Here is a 21,732-nt window from a genome sequence, read left to right on the forward strand (position 1 = left end):
CGGAAACCATGACCCATAATCGCACCCCGATGTTGGCGTGGGAACGAAAGACAGAAGCCGGTCCGTACCTGACCGGGATAGTGCCACCTTGGAGGCAACGCCAACCAAACCCAACCAAACTGGAGCTGTGGCGGCTGCATTGGCTGGTTGTGGGGCTGTGGTTTGCCCTTGCCGGTATAGCGGCTGGCGCGCAGAACATACTGCCCTCGGTACAGAGCGCTAGTGTTCTCGATCCGCTGCGTCCCCCGGTCGGCCGTCTGGATGGACGTACCATCACCCGCCTCACCATTGAGGTCGAGGCGGGGTTTACCCCGGAGCCGTCCCTGGTGGAAATCGTCGGTTTGCAGGTCGGTGAACTCTTGACTGCAGCCCGGCTGCGGTCAGCGCTCGTGCGGTTACACCGTTCGGGGCGCGTCGCCAATGCCGAGGTGTTCACAACCCCCGAAGGAGCCGATGGGGTTTGGGTCCGGTTTGTCATTGCCCGCCAGCTCCGGGTTGCCGAAGTTGTCTTCGAGGGCGATACCATCTTTCCTGTGGAAGAACTCCTGCCACGGCTGCCGGCCCTGGAACGGGGGAGCAAAATCACAGCGCGCGTCCTCAGCGAGAGTGAGGAAATTCTGCGCCGGTTGTACCGCGAGCGCGGCTATTTCCAGGCTTCCATCCGGGCGCGCCTCTCGCCGCCAAACGATGCGGCCCGGGTGCGCGTCACCTTTGTCGTTACGCCGGGGCCGCGGGCCCTTATTGGTGCTTGGCAGATTGACGGAAACCTGAAAATTCCACCTGGTGACTTTGACGCCAAAATCATCCAGCACCCGGTGGGGACGCCCTACGCGATAGATTTTGTCCAGTCCGACCTCCAACGCATTCGCGCTTTGCACGTGGCGCGTGGCTACCTTGATCCGCGCATCAGCGAACCGCGCATCACCTATGATCCGGCCACTAACCGGGTTGCGGTTGCGGTCACAATCACCTCGGGTCCGGCCGTCACGGTCAATGTCACCGGGTTTGAGCTGCGCCGTGAAGAACAGCGCCGCATCCTGCCGGTGCTCCGTGATGGTGGTCTTGATGACTTCACCCTGGAAGACGGGGCCCGCCAGTTGCTCCTCACCCTGCAAAGGCGGGGCTATTTCTTTGCCGAAGTCGAGTGGTCGCGGCAGCGCCGGGTGGATGAAGACCGGGTTATTGTGACCTACACCATCGAGCCGAATCGCCGCTACCGCGTGCAGGAGGTGCGCATTGTGGGGACGGATATTCTGGCGTACCGCGATGTTGCCGGCGACTTCCAGACCCGCCCGGCATCCATTATTCCACCTTCGCGCGGCCTGGTCACCGAAGACACCTTGGCGCGGGATGCCGAGGTAATTCTGCGCGACCTGCGCAACGCCGGATATTTGCAGGCTCAGGTGGTGGAACGGCGGATTGGCACCGGGCTGAGCGATGAAGCCCTCACGGTGTTGTTCCAGGTGGAGCCCGGGCCGCAGGCGCACGTGGCTGACATCCGCCTGGAGGGCAATCAGCTTCTCGAAGCGGAACGGCTCAAACAGGTCTTGAAACTGGAAGCTGGTGAGGTGGTCACGCAGGAGCGGGTACGCGCCGACCTGGAGCGCCTCACGGCACTTTACCTCAGCGAAGGATTTGCCGAAGTGCGGATTCGGCAGGAACTCGAAGAAACCAATGGCGATCCGGCACAGGTAAGCCTCGTGTATGAAATCGAGGAAGGGCGGCGCTTTACGGTCAACCGGGTCATCATCGGCACGCGCGGACGAACCTCGGAGCAAACCCTGCGCCGCTTCCTTGCCATCCGGCCGGGAGAACGCCTGCGGCGCGACAAGCTGAATCAGGCCGAACAGGCGCTCTATGCGACGGGGGCGTTTCGGCAGGTATTGCTTCAGACGCCTTATGTCCGGGCGACGGGGCCCGCCGATGCGTTGGCGGATGTGACCTTGGATGTCATTGAGGCAAAGCCGTACACCTTGGCCTACGGGTTTGGCTACCAGACCAACGACGGCCCGCGCGGCTCCTTTGAGCTGTCGAATGCCAATATGTTCGGTCGGCTGGAAGTCGGCAGCTTCATTGTCCGCCTCAGCCGGCGGGAGCAGTTGGCGCAGGTTTCCTATCAGTTTCCGCGCTTCAACCTGCCACGGGTCACCACCCTGACGGATGGCGTCACCGCGCCAATTCTCATATCGGGACTGTTTCAACGGCAGGCGCGGGTCAGCTTTACGGCCCAGCGCCTGGTGGCGCTCATTCAGTCGGAACTCCGTTTTGATGCGCAAAGCGCCCTGATTTTCCGCTACCGGTTACAGAATGTGCGGGTACTCGATCTGCGCGTGACAAACCCTCCGCTCCAGCGTGCGGATCAGCCCCTGAATCTGGGGACGCTTTCTGCCACGTATGTCCGTGACACACGGGATGTGCCCCTCGATGCCACACGCGGTTCCTTCATCTCCGCCGACTTGACCGTGGCCACTCCGCGCATCGGCGGTTCCGAGCGGTTTCTGCGGTTTCTGGGGCAGGCCCAGGGCTACCGTCGTGTCACAGAGCGGTCGCCGGTCATCCTGGCCGGCAGGCTGCAAGTTGGCCTGGCGCAGCCTTATGGCGGCACCCAGGCCCTTCCGATCAGTGAACGCTTTTTCTCCGGCGGCCCGACAACCCTGCGCGGGCTGGGTTTTGAGCAGGCCGGCCCGCGCGATCCCGTCACCGATGCGCCGGTTGGGGGTAATGCCCTGATTGCCGCCACCGGGGAAGTGCGCTTTCCCCTGTTGCAAAACCTGGAAGGGGCCGTTTTCTACGATGTTGGCAACGTCTTTGCACGTGTTTCAGACATTGGTGTGGGATCGCTGACCAACAGTTTGGGTGGGGGCTTTCGGATCAAAACGCCCTTGGGACCCCTGCGGGTGGATGCCGCCTACCTCATCGATCCGCCGTTTTTTGTCGCCACACCCAATCGGCGGCTGACCAACTTCCAAGTGCATGTCACCTTTGGTCAGGCGTTCTGAGACGTGGCCGGCTGTCCTTGGCGTTTTGGTAAGTTGCTTGACGAAAGACAACGGACTGAGCTACCATGGCTGGATAAAAACGTTACTCTTATCAAAGTGCTATCTTGACAATCTTTTCGGTCTGTGGGAGGTCTTGCGAATGGCTCTATCTGTTTCCGGTTCAAAGTCTTCACGCAAACTCACAGCGAGTGCTCCGCTCCCAACCCAAGACACGCCACCGACCGCTCCCTCCCGGACGCCGGCAGCGCGTGCCAAGTCCAGTCGTCGCACCTCCGAATCAGCCTCTTCCACACCTTTCGCCATTGATTCGCCCACTACGACGACCGAGGTCAACACCACCAGGAAAGCAGGCCGGAAAAGATCGTCTGCGGCGTCTCCCGTGGCAGAGTCACCAGTAAGTCCGCTCTCCACGCAACCGGATACAGGTTCCGTTGCCACCAAAACCACAGCCAAAACGCACACCGCCAAGTCCCGTCCGGCTGAAGTAGGGATGTCAAAGGCCAGGTCTGTGGAAACCAGCACCAGTCAGGCTGTGGAAGCGGTGGTCAAGGCTGTCCGGGAAGTGACCTCGAAAGCGTCGGCGCGCAGCCAGTCGGCAGCCCCGGTGCGCAAGGATGTCCATCCCACAGCGGAATCCAAAACTTCCAAGGCGTCAGGTTCGGCAGAGTCCGCCGCCGTGAAAGCCGAGACGGTGAAAGCGGCCAAAACCGCCTCGGCGACGACACCAAAAACGGCAGAGCTGCCCGCCCCGGCCGCAGCTTCATCCAGTAAGACAGCCAAGTCCAAAGCCCAAAAGACTCCACCCCCACCCGCGCCAGTGATTTCCAGTCCGGTGTCTTCTTCCGTGCGGCGGAACCGCGAGCGTGAGGCCCTGAACCTCTACACCACGGCCATGGAGTCATTCAAACAAAACGACTACGACCGGGCACGGGATGTCCTTCAACTTCTGCTGAGTGACTTCGTGCTGGAAAGCGAAATTGCTAACCGGGCGCGGGTCTTCCTGAAGATTTGCGAACAAAAACTGCAACCAACTGTGCTATGAACCGGTAACAGAAGACCGTAATTCCCCTGGCCGGCGGAAGTCGTCGGTCAGGAGGAAGTGGCTGGTTGTCTTTTCTGTTGCCAGATGGGGCGGTTCATTGCACGTATGGCTGCTACTACAGCTTCTTCTGCTTCCCGACAATTTCAATCACCTATCAAGTGTGTTGCCATTGGAGGAGGGACGGGACTGGCTACCCTGCTGCGGGGGCTGAAACGTCATGTCATTGACGATGGCATCCGCCTGCCCGGCCAGTGTATTGAAAGTCTGACGGCTGTGGTCACTGTGACTGATGACGGGGGCAGTTCCGGGCGTCTCCGGGAGGAGTTCCAGATATTGCCGCCGGGCGACATCCGCAACTGCCTGGTGGCGCTTTCGGAAGATGAGCGGCTTTTGGCGCGGCTGTTTCAGTACCGCTTCCCCGGACAGGGCAGCGTGCGGGGGCACAGTTTCGGGAATCTGTTTCTGGCGGCACTGACAGGGATCACGGGTGATTTCGTCGAAGCCATCCGGTTGTGCAGTGAGGTGCTGGCCATCAAGGGCAAGATCGTGCCGTCCACCACGGCTGATGTCACTCTGGTGGCCGAACTCGACGATGGCTTCATCGTACGCGGGGAATCAAAAATCAGCGCCGCCGGTGGGCGCATTCAGAGCGTTGCTCTTGATCCGCCCGACTGCAACCCGCTGCCCGAAACGCTGGCTTCCATTGCGGAAGCTGACCTCATCACGCTCGGGCCGGGCTCGCTGTTTACCAGTGTCATTCCCAACCTGCTGGTGACGGGCATGACCGAGGCCATTGCCGCGTCCAAGGCACTGAAGGTCTATGTCTGCAATCTCATGACCCAGCCCGGTGAGACAACCGATTTCTCCATTGCCGACCATGTCGCCACCCTGCTGGATGCCCTGGCCCCGGCGACGCTGGATGCCGTCATTGTCAATCACGGCCGGATTTCGGCAGCAGCCCAGGCCCGCTACCGCCTCGAAGGTTCGCGGCCGCTCACCGGACGGTCAGCCATCCGGCGGCTGAACGTACCACCACCAACGGCGCGGGTGGCTACCGACAAGTTTCTCGTGTTTGACCACCATCGGATTCCGGTCATGACGGCCAATCTCGTCGAAGAAACAGAGGTTGTCCGCCACGCACCAGACAAGCTGGCGCGGGTCGTCTTGGAGGTCTATGCCCGCCGTCTGCCCTCCAGTCAGCGCAAGCCCAACCTGCTGCGACTCGTGGCGCGCTGACCGCACGGCTGTCCTGAACAAAGCAGTGCCAACTTCAGCCATAACCAAACCACCGGACGTTCGCCCTGCCCGCCAGCGCACTTGGGGAAGGCGTCTGGCTGTGACTGGTGGGGGCCTGCTGCTCGCGGGGGCTGCCTTGATCTGGTTGCCGGAAATCGCGGAGCGCAACATGAACGGCATTGCCGCGACAACCCGGAAAGACCCTTCCCCACGCGCGCAGGCACTGCATGCCCGGCTGTTCATTGCCGATCTGCACGCCGACACACTGTTGTGGAACCGTGACCTGCTACAGCGTGGGACGCGCGGCCACGTGGACCTGCCCCGTTTGCAGGAAGGCAATGTGGCGCTCCAGGCGTTTACCATCGTCACCAAAGCGCCGCGTGGGATGAACAATGAGCGGACGGATGGCAACCGCTTCAACCTCGTTGCCGCCCTAAGTGTCGTGCAACTCTGGCCGCCCAAAACCTGGACGAGCCTGACCGAGCGGGCGCTGTACCAGTGCCGTCGGCTGGAAGAAGCTGCCGCCCGCTCCGGTGGAGCGTTGGTCATCATTCGCAGCCGGGATGAGTTGCGTGATTTCCTGGCCCGCCGCACCTCGAATCCGAAACTGGTTGGGGCTTTTCTGGGGGTTGAAGGGGCCCATGCCCTGGATGGCGATCTGTCCAATCTGGACCGCCTCTATGCCGCCGGTGTACGCATGATGGCCCCGACGCACTTTTTCGATAACGAAATCGGCGGCTCCGCCCACGGACTCGTCAAAGGCGGACTGACGGAGATGGGACGGGAGCTGATTCGGCGCATGGAGCAAAAGGGCATGATTGTGGACCTGGCCCATGCATCACCAGCCGTGATGGATGAAGTGCTGGCAATGGCGACACGCCCTGTGGTCATTTCCCATACCGGCGTCCGTGGGACGTGCGGTGGCTTGCGCAACATCACGGACGACCAACTGCGGGCGGTGGCGCGCACGGGCGGCGTTGTCGGGATTGGATATTTCTTTGCCGCCGTCTGCGGCCAGGATGCCCGCTCCATTGCCCGCGCCATGCGCTATGCTGCCAATGTGGCCGGAGTTGAGCACGTCGCCCTTGGGTCGGATTACGATGGGGCCGTCAGCGTACCCTTCGACACGGCGCACCTGGCGGAAATCACCGATGCTTTGCTTGAAGAAGGATTTTCAGAAGCCGAGATTGCCCTCATGATGGGTGGGAACGTCCAGCGGGTGTTGCTGGCGGCACTTCCCTGACTGTGACCGGGCAAGCCCGGTCGAAAGAAGTTGGAGACTATGACCGAACGACGCCTTCGTATTCTGATTGCCAAGCCCGGACTTGACGGCCACGACCGTGGAGCCAAGGTCATCGCGCGCGCCTTGCGCGACGCCGGAATGGAAGTTATCTACACGGGCTTGCGTCAAACCCCGGAGCAAATTGTGGCCGCCGCCGTTCAGGAGGACGTGGATGCCATCGGCGTGTCCATTCTCTCCGGCGCGCACATGACGCTATTCCCGCGCATTCTGGAGCTGATGCGCGAGCAGGGGATTGCCGATATTCCCCTCTTCGGCGGTGGCATCATCCCCGATGAAGACATTCCCAAGCTCAAAGCCGCCGGCGTGGATGAAATCTTCACACCGGGCGCGACGCTGGATGCTATCATTGCCTACATCCAGAAACGTGTGGGCAAGACATCGGAAGTGGCGGCTTCCTGAACGGCTTTCCGCGCCCTTCCGGTTTTCAGCTTTCAGCCTTTGGCGTTGGTTGGTCTGCCGGCCGGCGTCGTGAAAATCTGGCGAGGGTATCAGTCAGCACGGCTGAAAGCACCTCTTCCACCGAACCACAGTATTCCTCAGCCCAACCGATGCGGGACGGCAGGATGAAGCGAAGCCGTCCCTGGGAAACTTTTTTGTCGTGCCGGAGCGCTTCCAGCAGAGCCGCAACGGTGATGCCGTCTGTGCCCGGCATCCGCCCGACCCGCCGCACGAGCTGCTCCAGCCGCTGTGCCTCATCCGGGGTGAGCTTTCCCAGACGGACGGCTATCTGACAGGCGGCCACCATGCCAATTCCGACGGCCTCCCCGTGGCGAAACCGCCGGTAGCGCGTCACGGCTTCCAGCGCGTGCCCGACCGTGTGACCGAAGTTGAGCACCTTGCGCTCGCCGGTCTCCCGTTCATCCCGCGCGACAATCGCCGCCTTGATCCGGCAGCAGTCAGCAACGACTGCCGCCAGCCAGTCCCACGGCAGTGGTTGGTTCAGGGCAAGCGGCAACCGGGCTTCGAGCCGGGCAAAAAGGTCGGCGTCCCGGATGACGCCGTACTTGATGGCCTCGTGCCAACCGGCATTCCATTCGCGGCGCGGAAGTGTGGTCAGGGTTTCCAGGTCGGCGACAACCAGGGCCGGTTGGTGAAAGGCGCCGATGAGATTCTTCCCGGCCCGGTGGTTGATGCCGGTTTTGCCGCCCACGGCGCTGTCAATCATTGCCAGCAGGGTCGTAGGAAGCTGAACGAACGCCAGGCCGCGCAGGTACGTCGCAGCGGCAAAGCCGGTGATGTCGCCCACGACACCACCCCCCAGCGCCACGAGCAGGTCCCGGCGCTCTATCTGCCGGGCAACGCAAAAATCCCAAATCTGCGCCACCGTGCGCAGCGTCTTGTACCGCTCGCCATCGGGAATCAGACACAGGTGGGGATGGAAGCCCGCCGCCGCGACACTTTCCACCACGGCCGCAGCGTAGTGCCGGGCCACCTTGGGATTGGAGACAATAACGACAGCACAGGGATGGTCCCCAAAGGTCTGGCGCAGCGTCTGCCCAAGGGAGCGATACCTTCCGGTTTCTATCCGAATGGCATACTGCCCGCCCGCGTGCGTCACCGGTACGGTGACAGCCCTGAGGACGGGGGGATGCCGGTCTGTCGCCTCGGCCATCACGCTGCACCGCCGGGTTTTTTCTTCATCTGCTGGAGGACCAGATTGCGTACCTGGGCAGGAACGGTCGGGTCGTTGCTGAGTTCCTTGAGTTGGGCTGGTGTGAGCGTGCCCACGAGCGTCACGGCGCGTCCCAGCGGCAGCATCCGGTTGCGCAACAGCGCCATTTTGACGTAGTTGCGATTCGCCCACCGGGCCGTATCGGCAATGAGCACAACGACGTGCTGATGGGAGGCTTTCCACACGGCTGTGGAAACTGTGCTTTCCGTCAAAAACGGATTGGTGAGCACCGCCCGGACGACATCCGCACTGGCATCGTTGAGCATCTGGGGCAGGAGCCGGCCGCCATTGCCACGCCGGGCCAGGGTGATTTTCTGCCCCAGGGGAAGGCTTTGGTACTGCTGCAAAATGGCGTTTTCCGCCGCTGTTTTGATCTCCATCGGCAGTGCCGGTGTGATAAGTACCGTGACCAGGTCGAAAAGAAAGAGATTTGGAATAAGGCGCAGCCCGGCCGAAGCCGGCAGTTTGGGATTGAGCACGAGCAGGCGCCGCAGACGGTGACTTTCCTGTACGCGCCGGTCGCCGGCCATCCGGCGCAGGACTTCGTGCGAGACATCGCGCCGGCGGGCAATAATGGTCAGTTCTTCCTCGCCCGTGGCTTCATTGTCGAGCAGGGCATTGAGCACCTCATCCGTCGCATCGAAGGCCAGTTCAAGGCGTTCTTCAGGCGTCCCACTGCGCGCCCGCTGGACGCGCCGCAGCAGGTCCAGTTGGGCCAGCCGGGCCTGCCGGGCTGCCATTTCCTCCGCGCTGATCTCAGGCGGTGTGTCCTCTGCCCCTTCACGCTCGTCTGGGCGCTCGTCCTCACGTTCATCCGGCATGGCGCCTCCCCCTACTGGACGGTTTCAGGTTTGAGGTAGGTAGCGAACCACTCGTGAACCGTTTTGTACCAGAGTTCGCTGTTTTGTGGCTTCAGAATCCAGTGCCCCTCGTCCGGGAAGTAGAGCAGGCGGGAGGGGACACCGCGCCGTTGCAGGGCCGTAAAAAGCTGCAAGCCTTCACCAATGGGCACGCGGTAATCCAGCTCGCCGTGGATGACCAGCGTCGGGGTGGCAAAGTTTTTGGCCAACCGGTGTGGCGACCATTTTTCGTAGAGTTCGGGATTGTCCCACGGATTGCCCTTGAACTCCCACTCGGTAAACCACAGTTCTTCCGTTGCGCCGTACATGCTGGTGAGGTTGTACACCCCGGCGTGCGAGACAAAGGCCTTGAACCGCTTGTCCGTGTTGTGTCCGAGCATCCAGTTGACCATGTAACCGCCATAGCTTCCGCCGGCGGCCCCGATGCGGTCGGCGTCCACGTAGCCCAGACCGATGACGTGTTCAACGCCCTTCAGCAAATCCACATAGACCTTGCCGCCCCAGTCGCCGCTGATTTCATCGGTAAAGCGTTGGCCGTAGCCGGTCGAACCACGCGGATTGACCATGACGACAACGTAGCCCGGCGCGGCAAAAAGCTGTGCATTCCAGCGGAAACTCCAGCCGTTTGACCACGCACCCTGCGGGCCGCCGTGGATGAGCAGAATCATCGGATATTTTTTGCCCTCGGTAAATTGGGGCGGCTTGACGATGAAGGCGTGGATGCGCGTTTCGTCCGCGCCGGTAAACCAGGTTTCTTCCACTTTACCAAAGGCAATTTCCTGCAAAAAAGCTTCATTGACTTGGGTGAGCTGTTTGGGGGCGCCGCCCGTGGTGGTGACGGCAAAGATTTCATTCGGGCGCGTCAGCGTGGATTGGGTGAAGTAGAGCGTCTTGCCGTCAGGGGCGACGGAGAGGTTGCCGTTCTGGCCCTGTTCCACAAGTGTCCGTACGTCATTGCCGGCCAGCGTCAGGGTGAAGATGGGAACCTGCCCACGCTGGTCGCCGGTCAGAAACAGGGTTTGGCTGTCGGGCGACCACGCCAGCTCATCGAAGGAAATATCCACCTTGTCGCTCAGGCGGCGTAGCTTGCCGGTGGCACGCTCATACAGGATGACCTGCTTTTTGTCCGACTCGAACATGGCCCGTTCCTGCGAAAGCCAGGCGAGGTACTTTCCGTCGGGTGAGTAGCGGGGGTGGGTATCCGAGCCGGGGCTGATAGAAATGCGCTTCGGCTCGCCGCCGTCCAGCGGGACGATGAAGATGTCGTTGTTGGTGCTGATGGCTTCGTCGCGGTCGGTATTGCGCGCAAAGGCCAGTTCCCTGCCATCCGGCGAAACGTCGTAATCCCGTCCGCCGAGGCTGAACGGCGGGGCATCATAGTCGCCCGGCGTCAGGTCTTTGGCCGCGCCGCCTTCCACCGGCACGACGAAAATATGGGTTCGGCGTCCCTCCTTGAAGCTGTCCCAGTGGCGGTACAGCAGCCGGTCGGCAATCTTGGCTTTGACCTTGCTGGCTTCGGCAGCGGCATACTTGCGGCGGTTGCAGTCTTCATCCGGGCATTCGGGATAGACTTCGGCGACAAAGATGAGGTGGCGGCCGTCGGCCGTCCAGAGAACGCCGGAAACGTTGGTGAAGAAATCCGTGACTTTGCGGGGTTCGCCGCCGTCGCGGCGGACCGTCCAGATTTGGGCCTTGCCGTCGCGGTTGGAGACAAAGGCGATGGTCTGGCTGTCGGGCGACCAGCAGGGATCAGTGACAGAACGGGGGCCGGAGGTGAGTTGGCGGGCTTCGCCGCCGCTGACCGGCATGACCCAGAGATCGTACTGGACGCGGTTGGCAGCCTTGTCCGTAACGCCTTGGGTGTAAGCCAGATACTTTCCATCGGGTGAGACCACGGCCACAGCCAGGCGTCGAAACTTCATCTGGTCGTCAAAGGTCATCGGACGGGGGGCGGCCAGCGCCACGCCGAGCGTCACACTCCAGGCAACGAGCGCCCGGACCAGTCCAGACAGAACATAGCGTCGCATGTCGGAAAACAGGCTCCCAAAGGTAAGGATGGAATGAGCAGGAGAAATACAGTCTAGTCTGCCAGTATCGAAGCTGTCACGAAGGGCAGCGTATCCGCAGCAAGTCACTGTTAAATGGCAGCGGACTTATGAGAGCTACGCCTGCCACGGGTTGAAGGCGTGGAAGATGGTGAATATCGCGTGGTTGCTACGTCTTGCCGGTGGTTAGGGAAGGCTCCCTGGCGCAATGCCAGGCCCGGAAGCGCAGGCGGAGGCCGATTTCAGCCCGGAAAAGCTACCGGGACGAACCTTGTGCTTTCCGGTACGGGGGAAAGCATCCGGTCCGTCCCCCAGTGAAGGTCGGATGGCTAAGGCTGGATCGGTTATGATGAGCAGCCCTCGGTGTGGGCTTCCAGAACACGCAACAGGCGTTGCCGGTGATGAATAACCGCCTGACGCGCCCGCCGGAAGTCTTCCAGAGCCTGTTGGTCGGAGGATTTGGCGCGCAGCCGCCGGAGGGCTTCGCTGGCAGCAGTGCGGGCGCGGACGACTTCCCGCATGAGTCGGTCGAGCATCTGCACGGTGTTACCGCCGAGCTGTTCTTCGAGCGCCTTAATACGCGGGTTCTTCTTGGACGCAGCTTTACCCATGACATCACCTCACGAACCAGTTTGAAGTTTCGTTTGATTGAACTCTCACGCTGAAGGTTGGAAAAAGTGCCCGAAAGTTTCCGGTTTTCCCCCCTGCTTGTGGTGGCGGCTGTGGCCCTTGAAATCCAGGATGCCCTGTCCGACTGGCCGCACCTGCCCCGAACGTCTTTCCCGGTTGGAGAAATGATCACGGTCAGCCCGCGCATCCGGGTGCTGATGACCGGCGTCGGGGCCATACGTGCTGCCGCTGCAACCGCTTTGGCGCTCCAGAGCCAGCCCTGGGCGGCGCTGCTCCATGTTGGGGTTGGGGGCGCTTATCCGGCGTCCGGTCTTCCGGTGGGCGCGCTGGTGATGGCTGCCAGTGAATGCGACCCCCAGGCTGGCATCCTGACTCCCGATGGCTACCGGGATTTAGGCGGTCTGGGATTTCCGCTCACGACGGATTTTCCCAACCGCATCGTGTTTGACAGCCCTTGGGCGGACTGGGTGGCGCAGCAGGTGGCGCCGGCCCCACGGCTGCCCTTTGCAACCGTCCAGTGTTGCTCTGGAACGAACGCGGCCGCGGAGATGATGGCGTCCCGCGCTGGGGCTGCCGTTGAAAATATGGAAGGGCTGGCCGTGGCCTGGACGGCCGGCCGGTTCGGTGTCCCCTATGCCGCTTTGCGCGCCATCAGCAACCTGACTGGAGACCGTGACCGCCAGCAGTGGAACCTGCCGATGGCCCGGGCGGTTTTGGCCCGGGCCGTCCGTGCTATTTTGGCTGCGGTGAACGTGGAAAACGGTCGGGATTGTTCGTAAACACGGCGTCCACGTCCCGTTCGTAGAGAAAGTGCCGCATTTCAGCTTCCACGTCGGGAAACGCGCCGGTGGCGTTGGACTTGAACGTGTACAGCGTCACGGACAGGCCCGCGGCCCGCGCCCAGCGCACCACCTCCGGCGTCTGGAGAACGATCTGTTTGGAAGGGCTGACGCCCTCGGCAAAGCGTCGAATCCGGCGCATCCCGGCCGGTGAAATCCAGTCGCCGGGTGCTTCATCGTCAATCAGGAAGACCAGCGGCAACCGGCAGCCCAGCCGGCGCAGGCGACGCAGGCTTTCGGCTTCAAACGACTGGACGATGACTGGGGTACGTGGGTCAGCGCCGGGGCGGTCAAGCTGGTTTTTTCTGAGAACATCAAGCAGGGCCCGGGGCATGTCAAAGCCCAGGGCAGCATACTTCGCCGGGCTTTTCATTTCCGGGTAAATCCCGGCCCGCCCCCGCACCGTGTCAATCATTTCCTGAAACGTCGGGATTTGCTCGCCGGCAAACTGTGGGCCAAACCAGCTTCCGGCATCGAGCCGTTTGAGTTCCTCCAGGGTGAAATCCACTACGGGCCAGACCCGCCGGGTTTGTCCGTCAACCGTTTCCAGCCGCGCCCGGTCGGGATACACCGTGCGGACATTGGTCGTGCGCTCCAAGGTTGTATCGTGCAGGCACACCAGCACGCCGTCTTTGGTCAATTGCAAGTCCGGCTCAACGTAATCAGCTCCCTGATCGATTGCCAGGCGATAGGCGGCCAGGGTGTGCTCCGGGGCGTAGGCCGAAGCGCCCCGGTGGGCAATGTTGATCTTGCGGCCGCGCGGATACTGTCCGCAACCGGGCTGCGAAAAACCGGGCAGGATGACGCCGGCGAGTATCCACGGCAGAAGCATCCAAGTGACGGGCGTGCGGGCAAAGGGTGTCCGAAAAAATGAAGGCGGCATCGGTTTTTCTCCAAAAATGCGAATTTCGGGGCAGGCATGGCCGCGGCAATCCATGGTGACGAAAAGTGTCTTCGTCCGAATTTACGGCTGTGTTACATTGGCGTAATGGGCGCTTTTTAGGCTGACCGGTGAGCGAAGTTCTGAAAAAACAAGCTTTTGGTTGGCACACATGGCGATACGGCGTCCCCGTGGAGATGGATATGTGTCCCGTGCGGGGAAAAGATGGAGCGTCCAGAGGAGGTACGAAAAAATGGATGCCTTTGCCTTGGACGCACGGGTGCGGGGGTTGCGCGACAAGGTGCTGCTGCTGGGTGGGCAGGCGGAAGACTCGCTTTCGCGCGCGCTCGGCGCGCTCATCCGGCGTAACTCCGCGCTGGCCGAGCAGGTCATCCGCGACGACGATACCATTGACTCAGTGGAGTCCGAGATTGATGAAATGTGCGCCGACCTGCTCATCCAGGCAGCGCAGCTTGGTCCGGCCGATTTGCGGTTTGTGATCGGCGTGCTCCGCACGACGCCTATGATCGAGCGCATTGCCGATCATGCCGTCAATATCGCGCGCCACGCGCTCCGCCTCAACGACGAGCCGGAGCTGAAACCTTATGTGGCGCTGCCCCAGATGGGGACGCTGGTGCAGAAAATGCTGACCGACGCTCTCGATGCCCTGACCTGGAGCAATGCGGCCAAGGCGCGCCAGACGATTCGGTTTGACGACAAAGTGGATGTCCTCTACCGCCGTCTCTTTGCCGAGTTGACAGCCTTTATGGTCAAGGACTCCAGCGCCGTTGTACGGGCGGCCGAACTGTTGTTTGTCATCAAACACTTGGAACGCATTGCCGATTACGCCACCAACATCTGCGAGCAGGTGGTTTATCTGGCCGAGGGCCGCGCCATCAAGCATACCGCCGACGCCTGGCAGTCCGATGATGCCAGCCACGCCGCCAGTGGAGAGCACATCGCTGGGGAAACTGCACAAAAGGAGACGCCTGATTGATGAAACGCAACATTGTCATCATTGAGGATGATGCCGACATTGCCCAGTCCATTCGTTACAACCTGGAGCAGGAAGGGTCATTTCACGTCACCATCACAACTACGGGGGAAGCCGGTCTCCGCACGGTTCTGGAGCATCCGCCAAGCCTCATTCTGCTCGACCTCAACCTGCCCCTGATGAATGGGTTTGAAATCTGCCGGCGTCTGCGCCGCGAAGAAGCCACGGCCCAGGTGCCGATCATCATGCTGACGGCGCGGACGGACGAAACCGACAAAATTCACGGGCTGGGACTGGGGGCGGATGATTACGTAACCAAGCCGTTCAGCGTGCGCGAACTGATGGCGCGCATCAACGCCGTCCTGCGCCGAACGGAAGGCAATCCGTCCTCTGTTTATGACGACGGGACGCTGTTTATTGACTACAACCATTTCATCGTCCGCTGTCAGGGGCAGGAAATCAACATGACCCGCAAGGAGTTTGCGCTGCTCAAGCTTCTGGCCCAGAGCAAGGGCCGGGTGCTCACGCGGGAATACCTGTTAGACCGGGTGTGGGGCATTGACTACGATGGGGAGACACGCACCCTCGATGTCCACATCCGGCGCGTACGTCAGAAGCTCGGCATTGATGGTTACATCGAAACGGCCGTCGGGATCGGCTACCGCTTCGTGGAAGCCGGCAAGCAGGCGGCCAAGCTCCCAAAACCTTCCGAGAAACCGTAAGGCGTCCACCGCCGCCCGGTCATCCGGGGTGACGGGCCGACACTTTGCTCCACGCCGTGACATCCCATGAGTTTTCGTCTCGATCAGTATTCACAGCCATTGCTCGAAGCCGTGCTCGGTTCACTGCGGGAGGGCATCCTCGTCATTGACCGGCAGACGGAGGTGGTGCTTTACAACCAGGCCGCCATTGACATTTTCAACCTCTCGCCGGTGATGACCGGGCCGCTCCGCCTGATTGACATCACCCGAAACAAAGCCATTCACGACGGCTTTCACCAGGTGTTGGAAGAAGGCCGCCCCTTTGACGCCAATCTGGAGATTTTCGGCGTTCAGGAACGCACCTTCAGTTTTCGGGCCACACCGCTCATCATGCCTTCGGCGCACGAGGTGGTCGGGGCAATTGGGGTCTTTTTTGATGTCACGCAACTGGTGCGTCTCGAACGGGTGCGCCGGGAGTTTTTTGCCAATCTGTCTCACGAACTGCGTACGCCGCTGACTTCGATTCTGGCCTACGTCGAAACCCTGCTCAACGGGGCGCTCTACGACAACGAAAACAATCTCCAGTTTTTACGCATCATCAACAAGCATGCGACCCGCATGCAGAATCTGGTGCGCGACATTGCCGATCTGTCAGCCATCGAAGCCGGGGAGTTCAAGCTCGAACCGGTGACCATTGACCTCAAGGCGTTCGTGGACAATCTCTCCGTTCTGGTGCTGCCCGAAGCCACGGCCCGCCAAGTGACGTTTCGGAACGACGTGCCGCCTGGGATTCAGGTCCAGGCGGACCCGCAGGCGCTGGAGCAGATTCTGATGAATCTCATCATCAACGCCGTCAAATTCAACCGGCCGGGCGGGGAAGTGGTCGTGACGGCCAGCTTTGAGAGTGACGTGCGCACGCTGATTGCCGTCCGGGACACCGGAATCGGCATCGAGGCCAAGCACCTCGGCCGCATCTTTGAACGCCTCTACCGGGTGGACAAGTCCCGCTCACAGGAAGTCGGCGGCACGGGGCTGGGATTGGCCATCGTCAAGCATCTGGTCCTGAACCATGGCGGCGACGTTTCGGTGGACAGCACGCCGGGCGTCGGGTCGGAATTCCGCGTCCGACTGCCGCGCCCGATGACACCAACCTCGGTCGTGTTTCCGGCGACCACGGGCTGACCTTGTTTGGGGATGGTGTGGCTTTTCCGAAACCTTTGCCAAGGGAATTTCAGAACCGGCTGATGGGCGGCATGGCCGGCGGATTTGGCGACAGGCTGAGATCGCCAGCGCGCGTCGTAATGCGCTTTTCCATCTCCTCACGGGCTTGGTCGGCCGTGGTCTGGATGCCTTTTGTCCGCAGCACGAACTCATCGCGGTTGCTGGCGCCAGCCAGAGCCTGTTCGTAGGAGATCAAGCCCCGGTTGAGCAGGTCGTGGAGGGACTGATCAAAGGTCTGCATGCCGTACTGCGATGTGCCTTGGGCAATCGCATCGCGGATATGGGGGGTTTTTTCCTGATTGATGATGCAGTCGCGGATGTAAGCCGTCGAAATCATCACCTCGACGGCCGGCACTCGTCCTGTCCCGTCCTTGTTGCGGACGAGGCGCTGGGAAATCACCGCTTTGAGCACCGAAGCAAGCTGGAGCCGAATCGCCTGCTGTTGATGCGGCGGGAAGATGGACACAATGCGCGTGATGGTTTCCGTGGCATCCAGCGTGTGGAGCGTGGACAGCACCAGGTGCCCGGTCTCGGCGGCCGTCAGCGCCGTCTCGATGGTTTCCTGGTCGCGCATTTCGCCCACGAGAATGACATCCGGGTCCTGGCGCAGGGCCCCGCGCAGGGCTTCCTGAAAGCTGCGGGTATCCACGTCCACTTCGCGCTGGTTGACGAACGAGCGCCGGTCGCGGTGGAGAAACTCAATGGGGTCTTCAATCGTGATGATGTGATCGGTGCGGTTGCGATTGATGCAGTCAATGATAGCGGCCAGCGTCGTGGATTTGCCGGAGCCGGTTGTTCCTGTCACCAGGACGAGTCCGCGCCGTTCCTCGGCAATTTTTTCGATGACCGGCGGAAGTTGCAGTTCGGAGACACTGCGGATAGTCATCGGAATGACGCGAAACACCATGCCGACCGCGCCGCGCTGCTGAAAGACGTTGCACCGGAACCGTCCCAGACCGGACACGCCATAGGCAATGTCCACCTCGCAGGCGTCCTTGAAACGCTGCTTCTGGCGGTTGTTCATGATGCTGAAGGCCATGGCGAGGGTATCTTCAGGCGACAGACGCGGCACGTCCACCAGCGGCATCAGTTCGCCGTTGACCCGAATGAAGGGGTGGCTGCCAGCCTTGATGTGCAGGTCTGATGCGCCCTTGGAACAAGCCAGCGCCAGAAGGGTGTCAATGGTCAGTGGGGGTTGCATAGCGAAGCCCTCCCAAATGCAGCTCGTCTTTCAGAAGCTGTGCTCGATACCGTCAAAATACGTCATGGTTTTGAATTGCCGGTAGCGTTCATTGATTTCCTCGCGGGTCAGCGCCAGCAGCCGTTCCGTGCCGAAGGCTTCGATGGTGAACGACGCCATGACGGAACCGTAAATCATGGCCTTGCGGAGCGAGTCCTCATCCAGACGGCTGCCCGTCGCCGCCAGATAGCCCATCACGCCCCCGGCGAACGTATCGCCAGCGCCCGTCGGGTCCACGACGTTTTCTTGGGGAAAGCCGGGAATGGCAAAGAAGGAGTCCTCTCCGAAGAGGGTCGCGCCGTACTCGCCGCGTTTGATGATGAGCCGCTTCGGGCCAAGCGCCATAATGGCTTTGGCAGCGCGAATGACGTTGGGATCGCGGGCCAGTTGGCGCGCTTCCTCGTCGTTGATGATGAGCAGGTCAACACACCGGAGCGTTTCACGCAGTTCGTTCGGCGTGCCCTGTATCCAGAAGTCCATGGTGTCCATCGCCGTCAGCCGGGCGCGGCTCTGCTGCCGGACATCCCGTTGCAGCGATGGGTGGGCGTTGCCGAGAAACAGGTAGGGAATTTCCTGCTGGGCCGGCGAAATCCGGGGCTGGAAGTCCGCAAACACATTGAGTTGGGTGTCAAGCGTCGTGCGGGTGTTGAAGTCATAGCCATATTCGCCCGTCCAGCGAAAACTTTTGCCGTCCTTGCGCCGCTCAAGCCCGGACAGGTCAATGCCCCGCGCATCGAAGATGCGTTCGTGTTCGGCCGTGAAGTCGTTGCCGACAATCCCGACGATGCTGACCTGGGTGAAAAATGAGGCGGCGATGGCAAAGTATGTTGCCGCACCAGCCAGGATATTTGCCCGTTCATCAAAGGGGGTCTTGACGTGGTCGAAGGCAACGGTGCCCACAACGAGAATGCTCATGATGGCTGGTTCGTTCCTGAAGCCTGGGTTGGGAAAATCTTCACGTCTGAGAATGAAGAAAAGTCCATCTGAAAAGCAAGCCTGAAAATGTGTTGCCCAAAGGCTGGACCCTGGCCGGACGAGCCTCCGGCTGCCAGCGCCAATCCATTCGCCTCCGTCTGTTGCAGCGGGCTGTTTTTATTGGCTCAGCAGCCACTCCAGCAGCGCCATGCGCACGGCGACGCCGTGCGTGACCTGCGTCTGAATGACGGACTGCACGCCGTCGGCCACATCGGAAGCAATTTCGACTTCCCGGTTGATGGGTCCCGGATGGAGCACGATGGCCTCGGGTTTGGCCCAGGCCAGTCGCTCGCGGGTGAGTCCGAAGTGGGTGAAGTATTCGCCCAGGGAAGGGAAAAAAGCGCCGTCGAGGCGTTCCTGCTGAATGCGCAGCACCATAACGGCATCGGCATCGGCAATGGCGGCGCGCAGGGTATCGGCAACGCACACCGTGCCGGGCCAGCCAGCGGCAAACTGCTCAATGCCCGGTGCCCGCAGCGTACGCGGCCCGCCCAGCCGCACGTGGGCACCCATCATGGCAAGGAGCCGGACGTTCGAGCGCGCGACGCGGCTGTGCCGGATGTCGCCCAGAATGGCAATCTGAAGGCCGGCAAGGCGACCGAAGTGGCGACGCAGCGTAAAGGCATCCAGCAGGGCCTGGGTCGGATGTTCATGCTCTCCGTCTCCGGCATTGATGACGTGCGCCCGTGAGAAGCGGGCCATGAAGTGCGGGACGCCGGCCACGGCATGCCGGACCACAACCACATCCGGCTGCATTGCGTCGAGGGTCAGAATGGTGTCGCGCAGGGTTTCGCCCTTGGCCAGACTCGACATGCCGACGACGATATTGACGACTTTCAAGCCAAGCCGTTTGGCGGCCAGCTCGAAGGACGTACGGGTGCGGGTCGAAGCCTCTGAAAACAATGTCACCAGGTGCTTGCCCTGCCACCGGGTGCGGGTTGCTTCCGGGACGGTCGTCAGAGGCAAAAACCGTTCGGCGCTGTCGAGCAGTTCCGTCACCAGGTTTGGTGACAGGTCGGCCGTATCGAGAAAGTCTTTCACGGGCGTTTTTCAGACAGCCGGCTCACTGCCGGAAGTGGGTGCCGGCTCGACAATGAGCACCTGTTCCGCGCCATCAATGTCGGAGACCATGACCTTGACGATTTCCGTGGCTTTGGTCGGGATGCGTTCACCAACGAAGTCGGCATGGATGGGGACTTCGCGGTGTCCGCGGTCAATGAGCACAGCCAACTGCACGCGCCGTGGCCGGCCCAGGTCAAACAGGGCATCGAGGGCCGCGCGGATGGTGCGTCCCGTGTAAAGCACATCATCCACGATGACCACCGTCATGGAGGCGAGATCATCCGGCATCGCCGTGGCGTTGATGACCGGCTTTGGCGCAACCAGCGACAGGTCATCCCGGTAGAGGGTGATGTCAAGTACGCCGAGCTGCGGGCGCGCGCCTTCCAGCTTCTCGATGGCATCGGCAATCCGTTCGGCCAGCGGAACGCCGCGCCGCCGAATGCCGGCTATCACAAGGTTGTTCACGCCACGATTGCGTTCGACAATTTCCGAAGCCATCCGCGCCAGGGCGCGCTGCATGGCGGCCGCATCCATCAGGCGGACTTTTTCGATGAACTCCATGGCTCACCATCCGGTCACAAAAGAGTTTGGGCAGGGAACAAAGCCTGGCGCGCGTTCCGCGCCGGACGCCGGTGCGGCCCCTGCTTGTAACATGACGCCGACCGGGGACGAAAGCGCCGGACGGTTTTCATCCGCTACCGGCTGGTTTAGATTCGAGCCATGATACGCACTGCCTCTTATACCCGCGATTTGCTCCCGGCAGCTTTGTCCAACGACCGGGATGCGTCGGCGTTCATCCATCGGTTTCAGTTCGTCGAAGACCTCGCCCGTGAGTGGTTCCGCCGCTACGGCTTCCAAGAAATTCGGACGCCCATCTTTGAGCGAACGGAACTGTTCACCCGTGGCGTCGGGTCGGAGACCGACATCGTGACGAAGGAAATGTACACCTGGCGCGACCGCGCCGGAGAGGATGGCGAGGGGGAAAGCCTGACCCTGCGCCCGGAAAGCACCGCGCCGGTGGCGCGGGCCTACATCCAGCACCAGATGTGGCAGCGGGCGGAGACAGTGCGCCTGTACTACATCGGGCCGCAGTTCCGCCGGGAACGGGGGCAGCGCGGCCGTTTCCGGCAGTTTTTCCAGATTGGGGCGGAAGTGCTGGGCGCAAGTGACCATCCGGCGCTCGATGCCGAGGGGATCGAGCTGGTGATGGGCCTGCTGACGGAAGCCGGCATTCCCTACCTTGAACTGCGCCTCAATACGGTGGGCAACGCGGCCGGTCGGGCGCGGTTCGTTGCGGCCATCCGTGAAGCCCTCGCACCCCGCGCGCATGAACTTTCGGAAGATTCCCGGCGGCGGCTTGAAACCAATCCTCTGCGGATTCTGGACTCCAAAGCCGAGCAGGATCAGCCGTTGATTGCGGCGCTGCCGCCCATCTATGACGTGCTCGACGAAGGGTGTCGCGCGCACTTCGACGCCGTTCGACGTTACTTGGACGCTGCCGGCATCCCGTATGTCGTGGATGCCCGGCTGGTACGGGGGCTGGACTACTATACGCAAACGGTCTTTGAGGTTGTCTCCCATGCGCCGTCCATTGGGGCCCAGAACGCGCTGGCCGGCGGCGGTCGCTATGACGGGTTGGTGGAAACCCTGGGCGGCCCGCCGACGAAAGGGTTTGGATTTGCGTTGGGGTTGGATCGCGTTGTGCTGGCGATGCCGGAGCACCGGGCCCCGGAGCCGCAGCCGGAGCTGTTTGTGATTTATCTGGGCGCGTCGGCGCTGGAGCCGGCGCTGCACGCTGTACGGCAGGCGCGGCGTGCCGGCGTGGCCGCCCTGTTTGAGCCGACGCCGCGCAGTCTCAAGAGCGCCCTGCGGCTGGCGAACAAGTATGGCGCACGCTTTGCCCTGCTGCTGGGAGAGGCGGAACTGGCCAGCGGGCAGTGGGTGCTACGCGATCTGGCGCGCGCCGAACAGACCGCTGTTCCGGCCGAAACGTGGCTGCAACATCTTCTCGCCAGGCGCGGATAACGCCTGGG

19 protein-coding genes are annotated in these 21,732 nt (G+C 61.7%); 10 read left to right on the forward strand and 9 right to left on the reverse strand.

All coding sequences use genetic code 11. The features are described from left to right. Window positions 1-8 precede the first annotated feature (8 nt). The 5 genes from J8C01_RS00265 to J8C01_RS00285 all read left to right on the forward strand — a co-directional run bounded on the left by J8C01_RS00265 (window position 9) and on the right by J8C01_RS00285 (window position 6,979). Window positions 9-2,999, forward strand: a complete 2,991-nt coding sequence (locus J8C01_RS00265; RefSeq protein WP_081464606.1) for a POTRA domain-containing protein — start codon at window positions 9-11, stop codon at window positions 2,997-2,999. A gap of 508 nt (window positions 3,000-3,507) precedes the next feature. Continuing rightward, window positions 3,508-4,041 carry a hypothetical protein gene (locus J8C01_RS00270; protein ID WP_211431996.1) on the forward strand — a complete coding sequence of 178 codons (534 nt, stop codon included), beginning with the start codon at window positions 3,508-3,510 and terminating at the stop codon, window positions 4,039-4,041. Between the two features lie 105 nt (window positions 4,042-4,146). Further along, complete coding sequence (yvcK, locus tag J8C01_RS00275; protein ID WP_211431997.1) at window positions 4,147-5,277, forward strand: gluconeogenesis factor YvcK family protein; 1,131 nt, start codon at window positions 4,147-4,149, stop codon at window positions 5,275-5,277. A 169-nt stretch (window positions 5,278-5,446) separates the two neighbouring features. Continuing rightward, the gene (locus J8C01_RS00280) at window positions 5,447-6,520 is read left to right on the forward strand and encodes a dipeptidase (protein ID WP_148263864.1); all 1,074 of its coding nucleotides are present in this window, start codon (window positions 5,447-5,449) and stop codon (window positions 6,518-6,520) included. Between the two features lie 39 nt (window positions 6,521-6,559). Next, window positions 6,560-6,979: a cobalamin B12-binding domain-containing protein gene (locus tag J8C01_RS00285; RefSeq protein ID WP_014098577.1), complete on the forward strand. Its 420-nt coding sequence runs from the start codon at window positions 6,560-6,562 to the stop codon at window positions 6,977-6,979. A gap of 25 nt (window positions 6,980-7,004) precedes the next feature. On the opposite strand, the gene aroB is transcribed toward J8C01_RS00285, so the two are convergent. The 4 genes from aroB to J8C01_RS00305 form a co-directional block, all read right to left on the reverse strand. Further along, window positions 7,005-8,192, reverse strand: coding sequence for a 3-dehydroquinate synthase (gene aroB, locus J8C01_RS00290; RefSeq protein WP_211431998.1), 1,188 nt, complete (start codon window positions 8,190-8,192; stop codon window positions 7,005-7,007). Then, window positions 8,192-9,073 (reverse strand): hypothetical protein, encoded by an 882-nt coding sequence (locus tag J8C01_RS00295; RefSeq protein WP_211431999.1) that lies wholly within the window; start codon window positions 9,071-9,073, stop codon window positions 8,192-8,194. The genes aroB and J8C01_RS00295 overlap by 1 nt, the downstream gene beginning before the upstream one ends. A gap of 11 nt (window positions 9,074-9,084) precedes the next feature. Further along, the gene (locus J8C01_RS00300; RefSeq protein WP_211432000.1) at window positions 9,085-11,139 is read right to left on the reverse strand and encodes an alpha/beta hydrolase family protein; all 2,055 of its coding nucleotides are present in this window, start codon (window positions 11,137-11,139) and stop codon (window positions 9,085-9,087) included. Between the two features lie 362 nt (window positions 11,140-11,501). Continuing rightward, window positions 11,502-11,768 (reverse strand): hypothetical protein, encoded by a 267-nt coding sequence (locus J8C01_RS00305; protein ID WP_014098581.1) that lies wholly within the window; start codon window positions 11,766-11,768, stop codon window positions 11,502-11,504. Window positions 11,769-11,834: 66 nt separating this feature from the next. Here J8C01_RS00305 and mqnB point away from each other — a divergent pair, with 66 nt between their 5' ends. Then, window positions 11,835-12,566, forward strand: a complete 732-nt coding sequence (mqnB, locus tag J8C01_RS00310) for a futalosine hydrolase (protein ID WP_211432001.1) — start codon at window positions 11,835-11,837, stop codon at window positions 12,564-12,566. Here the strand turns inward: mqnB and J8C01_RS00315 are convergent. After that, window positions 12,520-13,509 (reverse strand): glycerophosphodiester phosphodiesterase family protein, encoded by a 990-nt coding sequence (locus tag J8C01_RS00315; RefSeq protein WP_187288387.1) that lies wholly within the window; start codon window positions 13,507-13,509, stop codon window positions 12,520-12,522. The genes mqnB and J8C01_RS00315 overlap by 47 nt on opposite strands. A gap of 250 nt (window positions 13,510-13,759) precedes the next feature. Between J8C01_RS00315 and phoU the strand changes: the two genes are divergently transcribed. From phoU to J8C01_RS00330, 3 genes are all read left to right on the forward strand, one after another. After that, the gene (phoU, locus tag J8C01_RS00320; RefSeq protein ID WP_014098584.1) at window positions 13,760-14,503 is read left to right on the forward strand and encodes a phosphate signaling complex protein PhoU; all 744 of its coding nucleotides are present in this window, start codon (window positions 13,760-13,762) and stop codon (window positions 14,501-14,503) included. Further along, window positions 14,503-15,222, forward strand: coding sequence for a response regulator transcription factor (locus tag J8C01_RS00325; RefSeq protein WP_014098585.1), 720 nt, complete (start codon window positions 14,503-14,505; stop codon window positions 15,220-15,222). Before phoU ends, J8C01_RS00325 begins: the two co-directional genes overlap by 1 nt. A gap of 66 nt (window positions 15,223-15,288) precedes the next feature. After that, window positions 15,289-16,383, forward strand: a complete 1,095-nt coding sequence (locus tag J8C01_RS00330) for a sensor histidine kinase (protein WP_211432002.1) — start codon at window positions 15,289-15,291, stop codon at window positions 16,381-16,383. Between the two features lie 49 nt (window positions 16,384-16,432). Here J8C01_RS00330 and J8C01_RS00335 read toward each other — a convergent pair whose 3' ends face one another. The 4 genes from J8C01_RS00335 to pyrR form a co-directional block, all read right to left on the reverse strand. After that, window positions 16,433-17,623 (reverse strand): type IV pilus twitching motility protein PilT, encoded by a 1,191-nt coding sequence (locus J8C01_RS00335; protein ID WP_211432003.1) that lies wholly within the window; start codon window positions 17,621-17,623, stop codon window positions 16,433-16,435. A 30-nt stretch (window positions 17,624-17,653) separates the two neighbouring features. Beyond that, entirely contained in the window at window positions 17,654-18,577 is a 924-nt protein-coding gene (locus J8C01_RS00340; protein WP_014098588.1) for a PfkB family carbohydrate kinase, read from the reverse strand. Between the two features lie 177 nt (window positions 18,578-18,754). After that, window positions 18,755-19,678: an aspartate carbamoyltransferase catalytic subunit gene (locus J8C01_RS00345; RefSeq protein WP_014098589.1), complete on the reverse strand. Its 924-nt coding sequence runs from the start codon at window positions 19,676-19,678 to the stop codon at window positions 18,755-18,757. 9 nt (window positions 19,679-19,687) lie between these two features. Further along, window positions 19,688-20,260: a bifunctional pyr operon transcriptional regulator/uracil phosphoribosyltransferase PyrR gene (gene pyrR / locus J8C01_RS00350; RefSeq protein ID WP_211422280.1), complete on the reverse strand. Its 573-nt coding sequence runs from the start codon at window positions 20,258-20,260 to the stop codon at window positions 19,688-19,690. Window positions 20,261-20,419: 159 nt separating this feature from the next. Here pyrR and hisS point away from each other — a divergent pair, with 159 nt between their 5' ends. Continuing rightward, window positions 20,420-21,724, forward strand: coding sequence for a histidine--tRNA ligase (hisS, locus tag J8C01_RS00355; RefSeq protein WP_211432004.1), 1,305 nt, complete (start codon window positions 20,420-20,422; stop codon window positions 21,722-21,724). Window positions 21,725-21,732 lie beyond the last annotated feature (8 nt).

Source organism: Chloracidobacterium sp. D (genome assembly GCF_018304685.1).
In the GTDB taxonomy this organism is placed as follows: Bacteria; Acidobacteriota; Blastocatellia; order Chloracidobacteriales; family Chloracidobacteriaceae; genus Chloracidobacterium; species Chloracidobacterium thermophilum.

Excerpts from the sequence above, each read along its gene's own strand:
- J8C01_RS00265 (WP_081464606.1), top strand. The coding sequence starts at position 9 with ATGACCCATAATCGCACCCCGATGTTGGCGTGGGAACGAAAGACAGAA.
- yvcK (WP_211431997.1), top strand. The coding sequence starts at position 4,147 with ATGGCTGCTACTACAGCTTCTTCTGCTTCCCGACAATTTCAATCACCT.
- J8C01_RS00280 (WP_148263864.1), top strand. The coding sequence starts at position 5,447 with ATGAACGGCATTGCCGCGACAACCCGGAAAGACCCTTCCCCACGCGCG.
- J8C01_RS00285 (WP_014098577.1), top strand. The coding sequence starts at position 6,560 with ATGACCGAACGACGCCTTCGTATTCTGATTGCCAAGCCCGGACTTGAC.
- aroB (WP_211431998.1), bottom strand. The coding sequence starts at position 8,192 with ATGGCCGAGGCGACAGACCGGCATCCCCCCGTCCTCAGGGCTGTCACC.
- J8C01_RS00295 (WP_211431999.1), bottom strand. The coding sequence starts at position 9,073 with ATGCCGGATGAACGTGAGGACGAGCGCCCAGACGAGCGTGAAGGGGCA.
- J8C01_RS00300 (WP_211432000.1), bottom strand. The coding sequence starts at position 11,139 with ATGCGACGCTATGTTCTGTCTGGACTGGTCCGGGCGCTCGTTGCCTGG.
- J8C01_RS00305 (WP_014098581.1), bottom strand. The coding sequence starts at position 11,768 with ATGGGTAAAGCTGCGTCCAAGAAGAACCCGCGTATTAAGGCGCTCGAA.
- J8C01_RS00315 (WP_187288387.1), bottom strand. The coding sequence starts at position 13,509 with ATGCCGCCTTCATTTTTTCGGACACCCTTTGCCCGCACGCCCGTCACT.
- phoU (WP_014098584.1), top strand. The coding sequence starts at position 13,760 with ATGGATGCCTTTGCCTTGGACGCACGGGTGCGGGGGTTGCGCGACAAG.
- J8C01_RS00325 (WP_014098585.1), top strand. The coding sequence starts at position 14,503 with ATGAAACGCAACATTGTCATCATTGAGGATGATGCCGACATTGCCCAG.
- J8C01_RS00330 (WP_211432002.1), top strand. The coding sequence starts at position 15,289 with ATGAGTTTTCGTCTCGATCAGTATTCACAGCCATTGCTCGAAGCCGTG.
- J8C01_RS00335 (WP_211432003.1), bottom strand. The coding sequence starts at position 17,623 with ATGCAACCCCCACTGACCATTGACACCCTTCTGGCGCTGGCTTGTTCC.
- J8C01_RS00340 (WP_014098588.1), bottom strand. The coding sequence starts at position 18,577 with ATGAGCATTCTCGTTGTGGGCACCGTTGCCTTCGACCACGTCAAGACC.
- pyrR (WP_211422280.1), bottom strand. The coding sequence starts at position 20,260 with ATGGAGTTCATCGAAAAAGTCCGCCTGATGGATGCGGCCGCCATGCAG.
- hisS (WP_211432004.1), top strand. The coding sequence starts at position 20,420 with ATGATACGCACTGCCTCTTATACCCGCGATTTGCTCCCGGCAGCTTTG.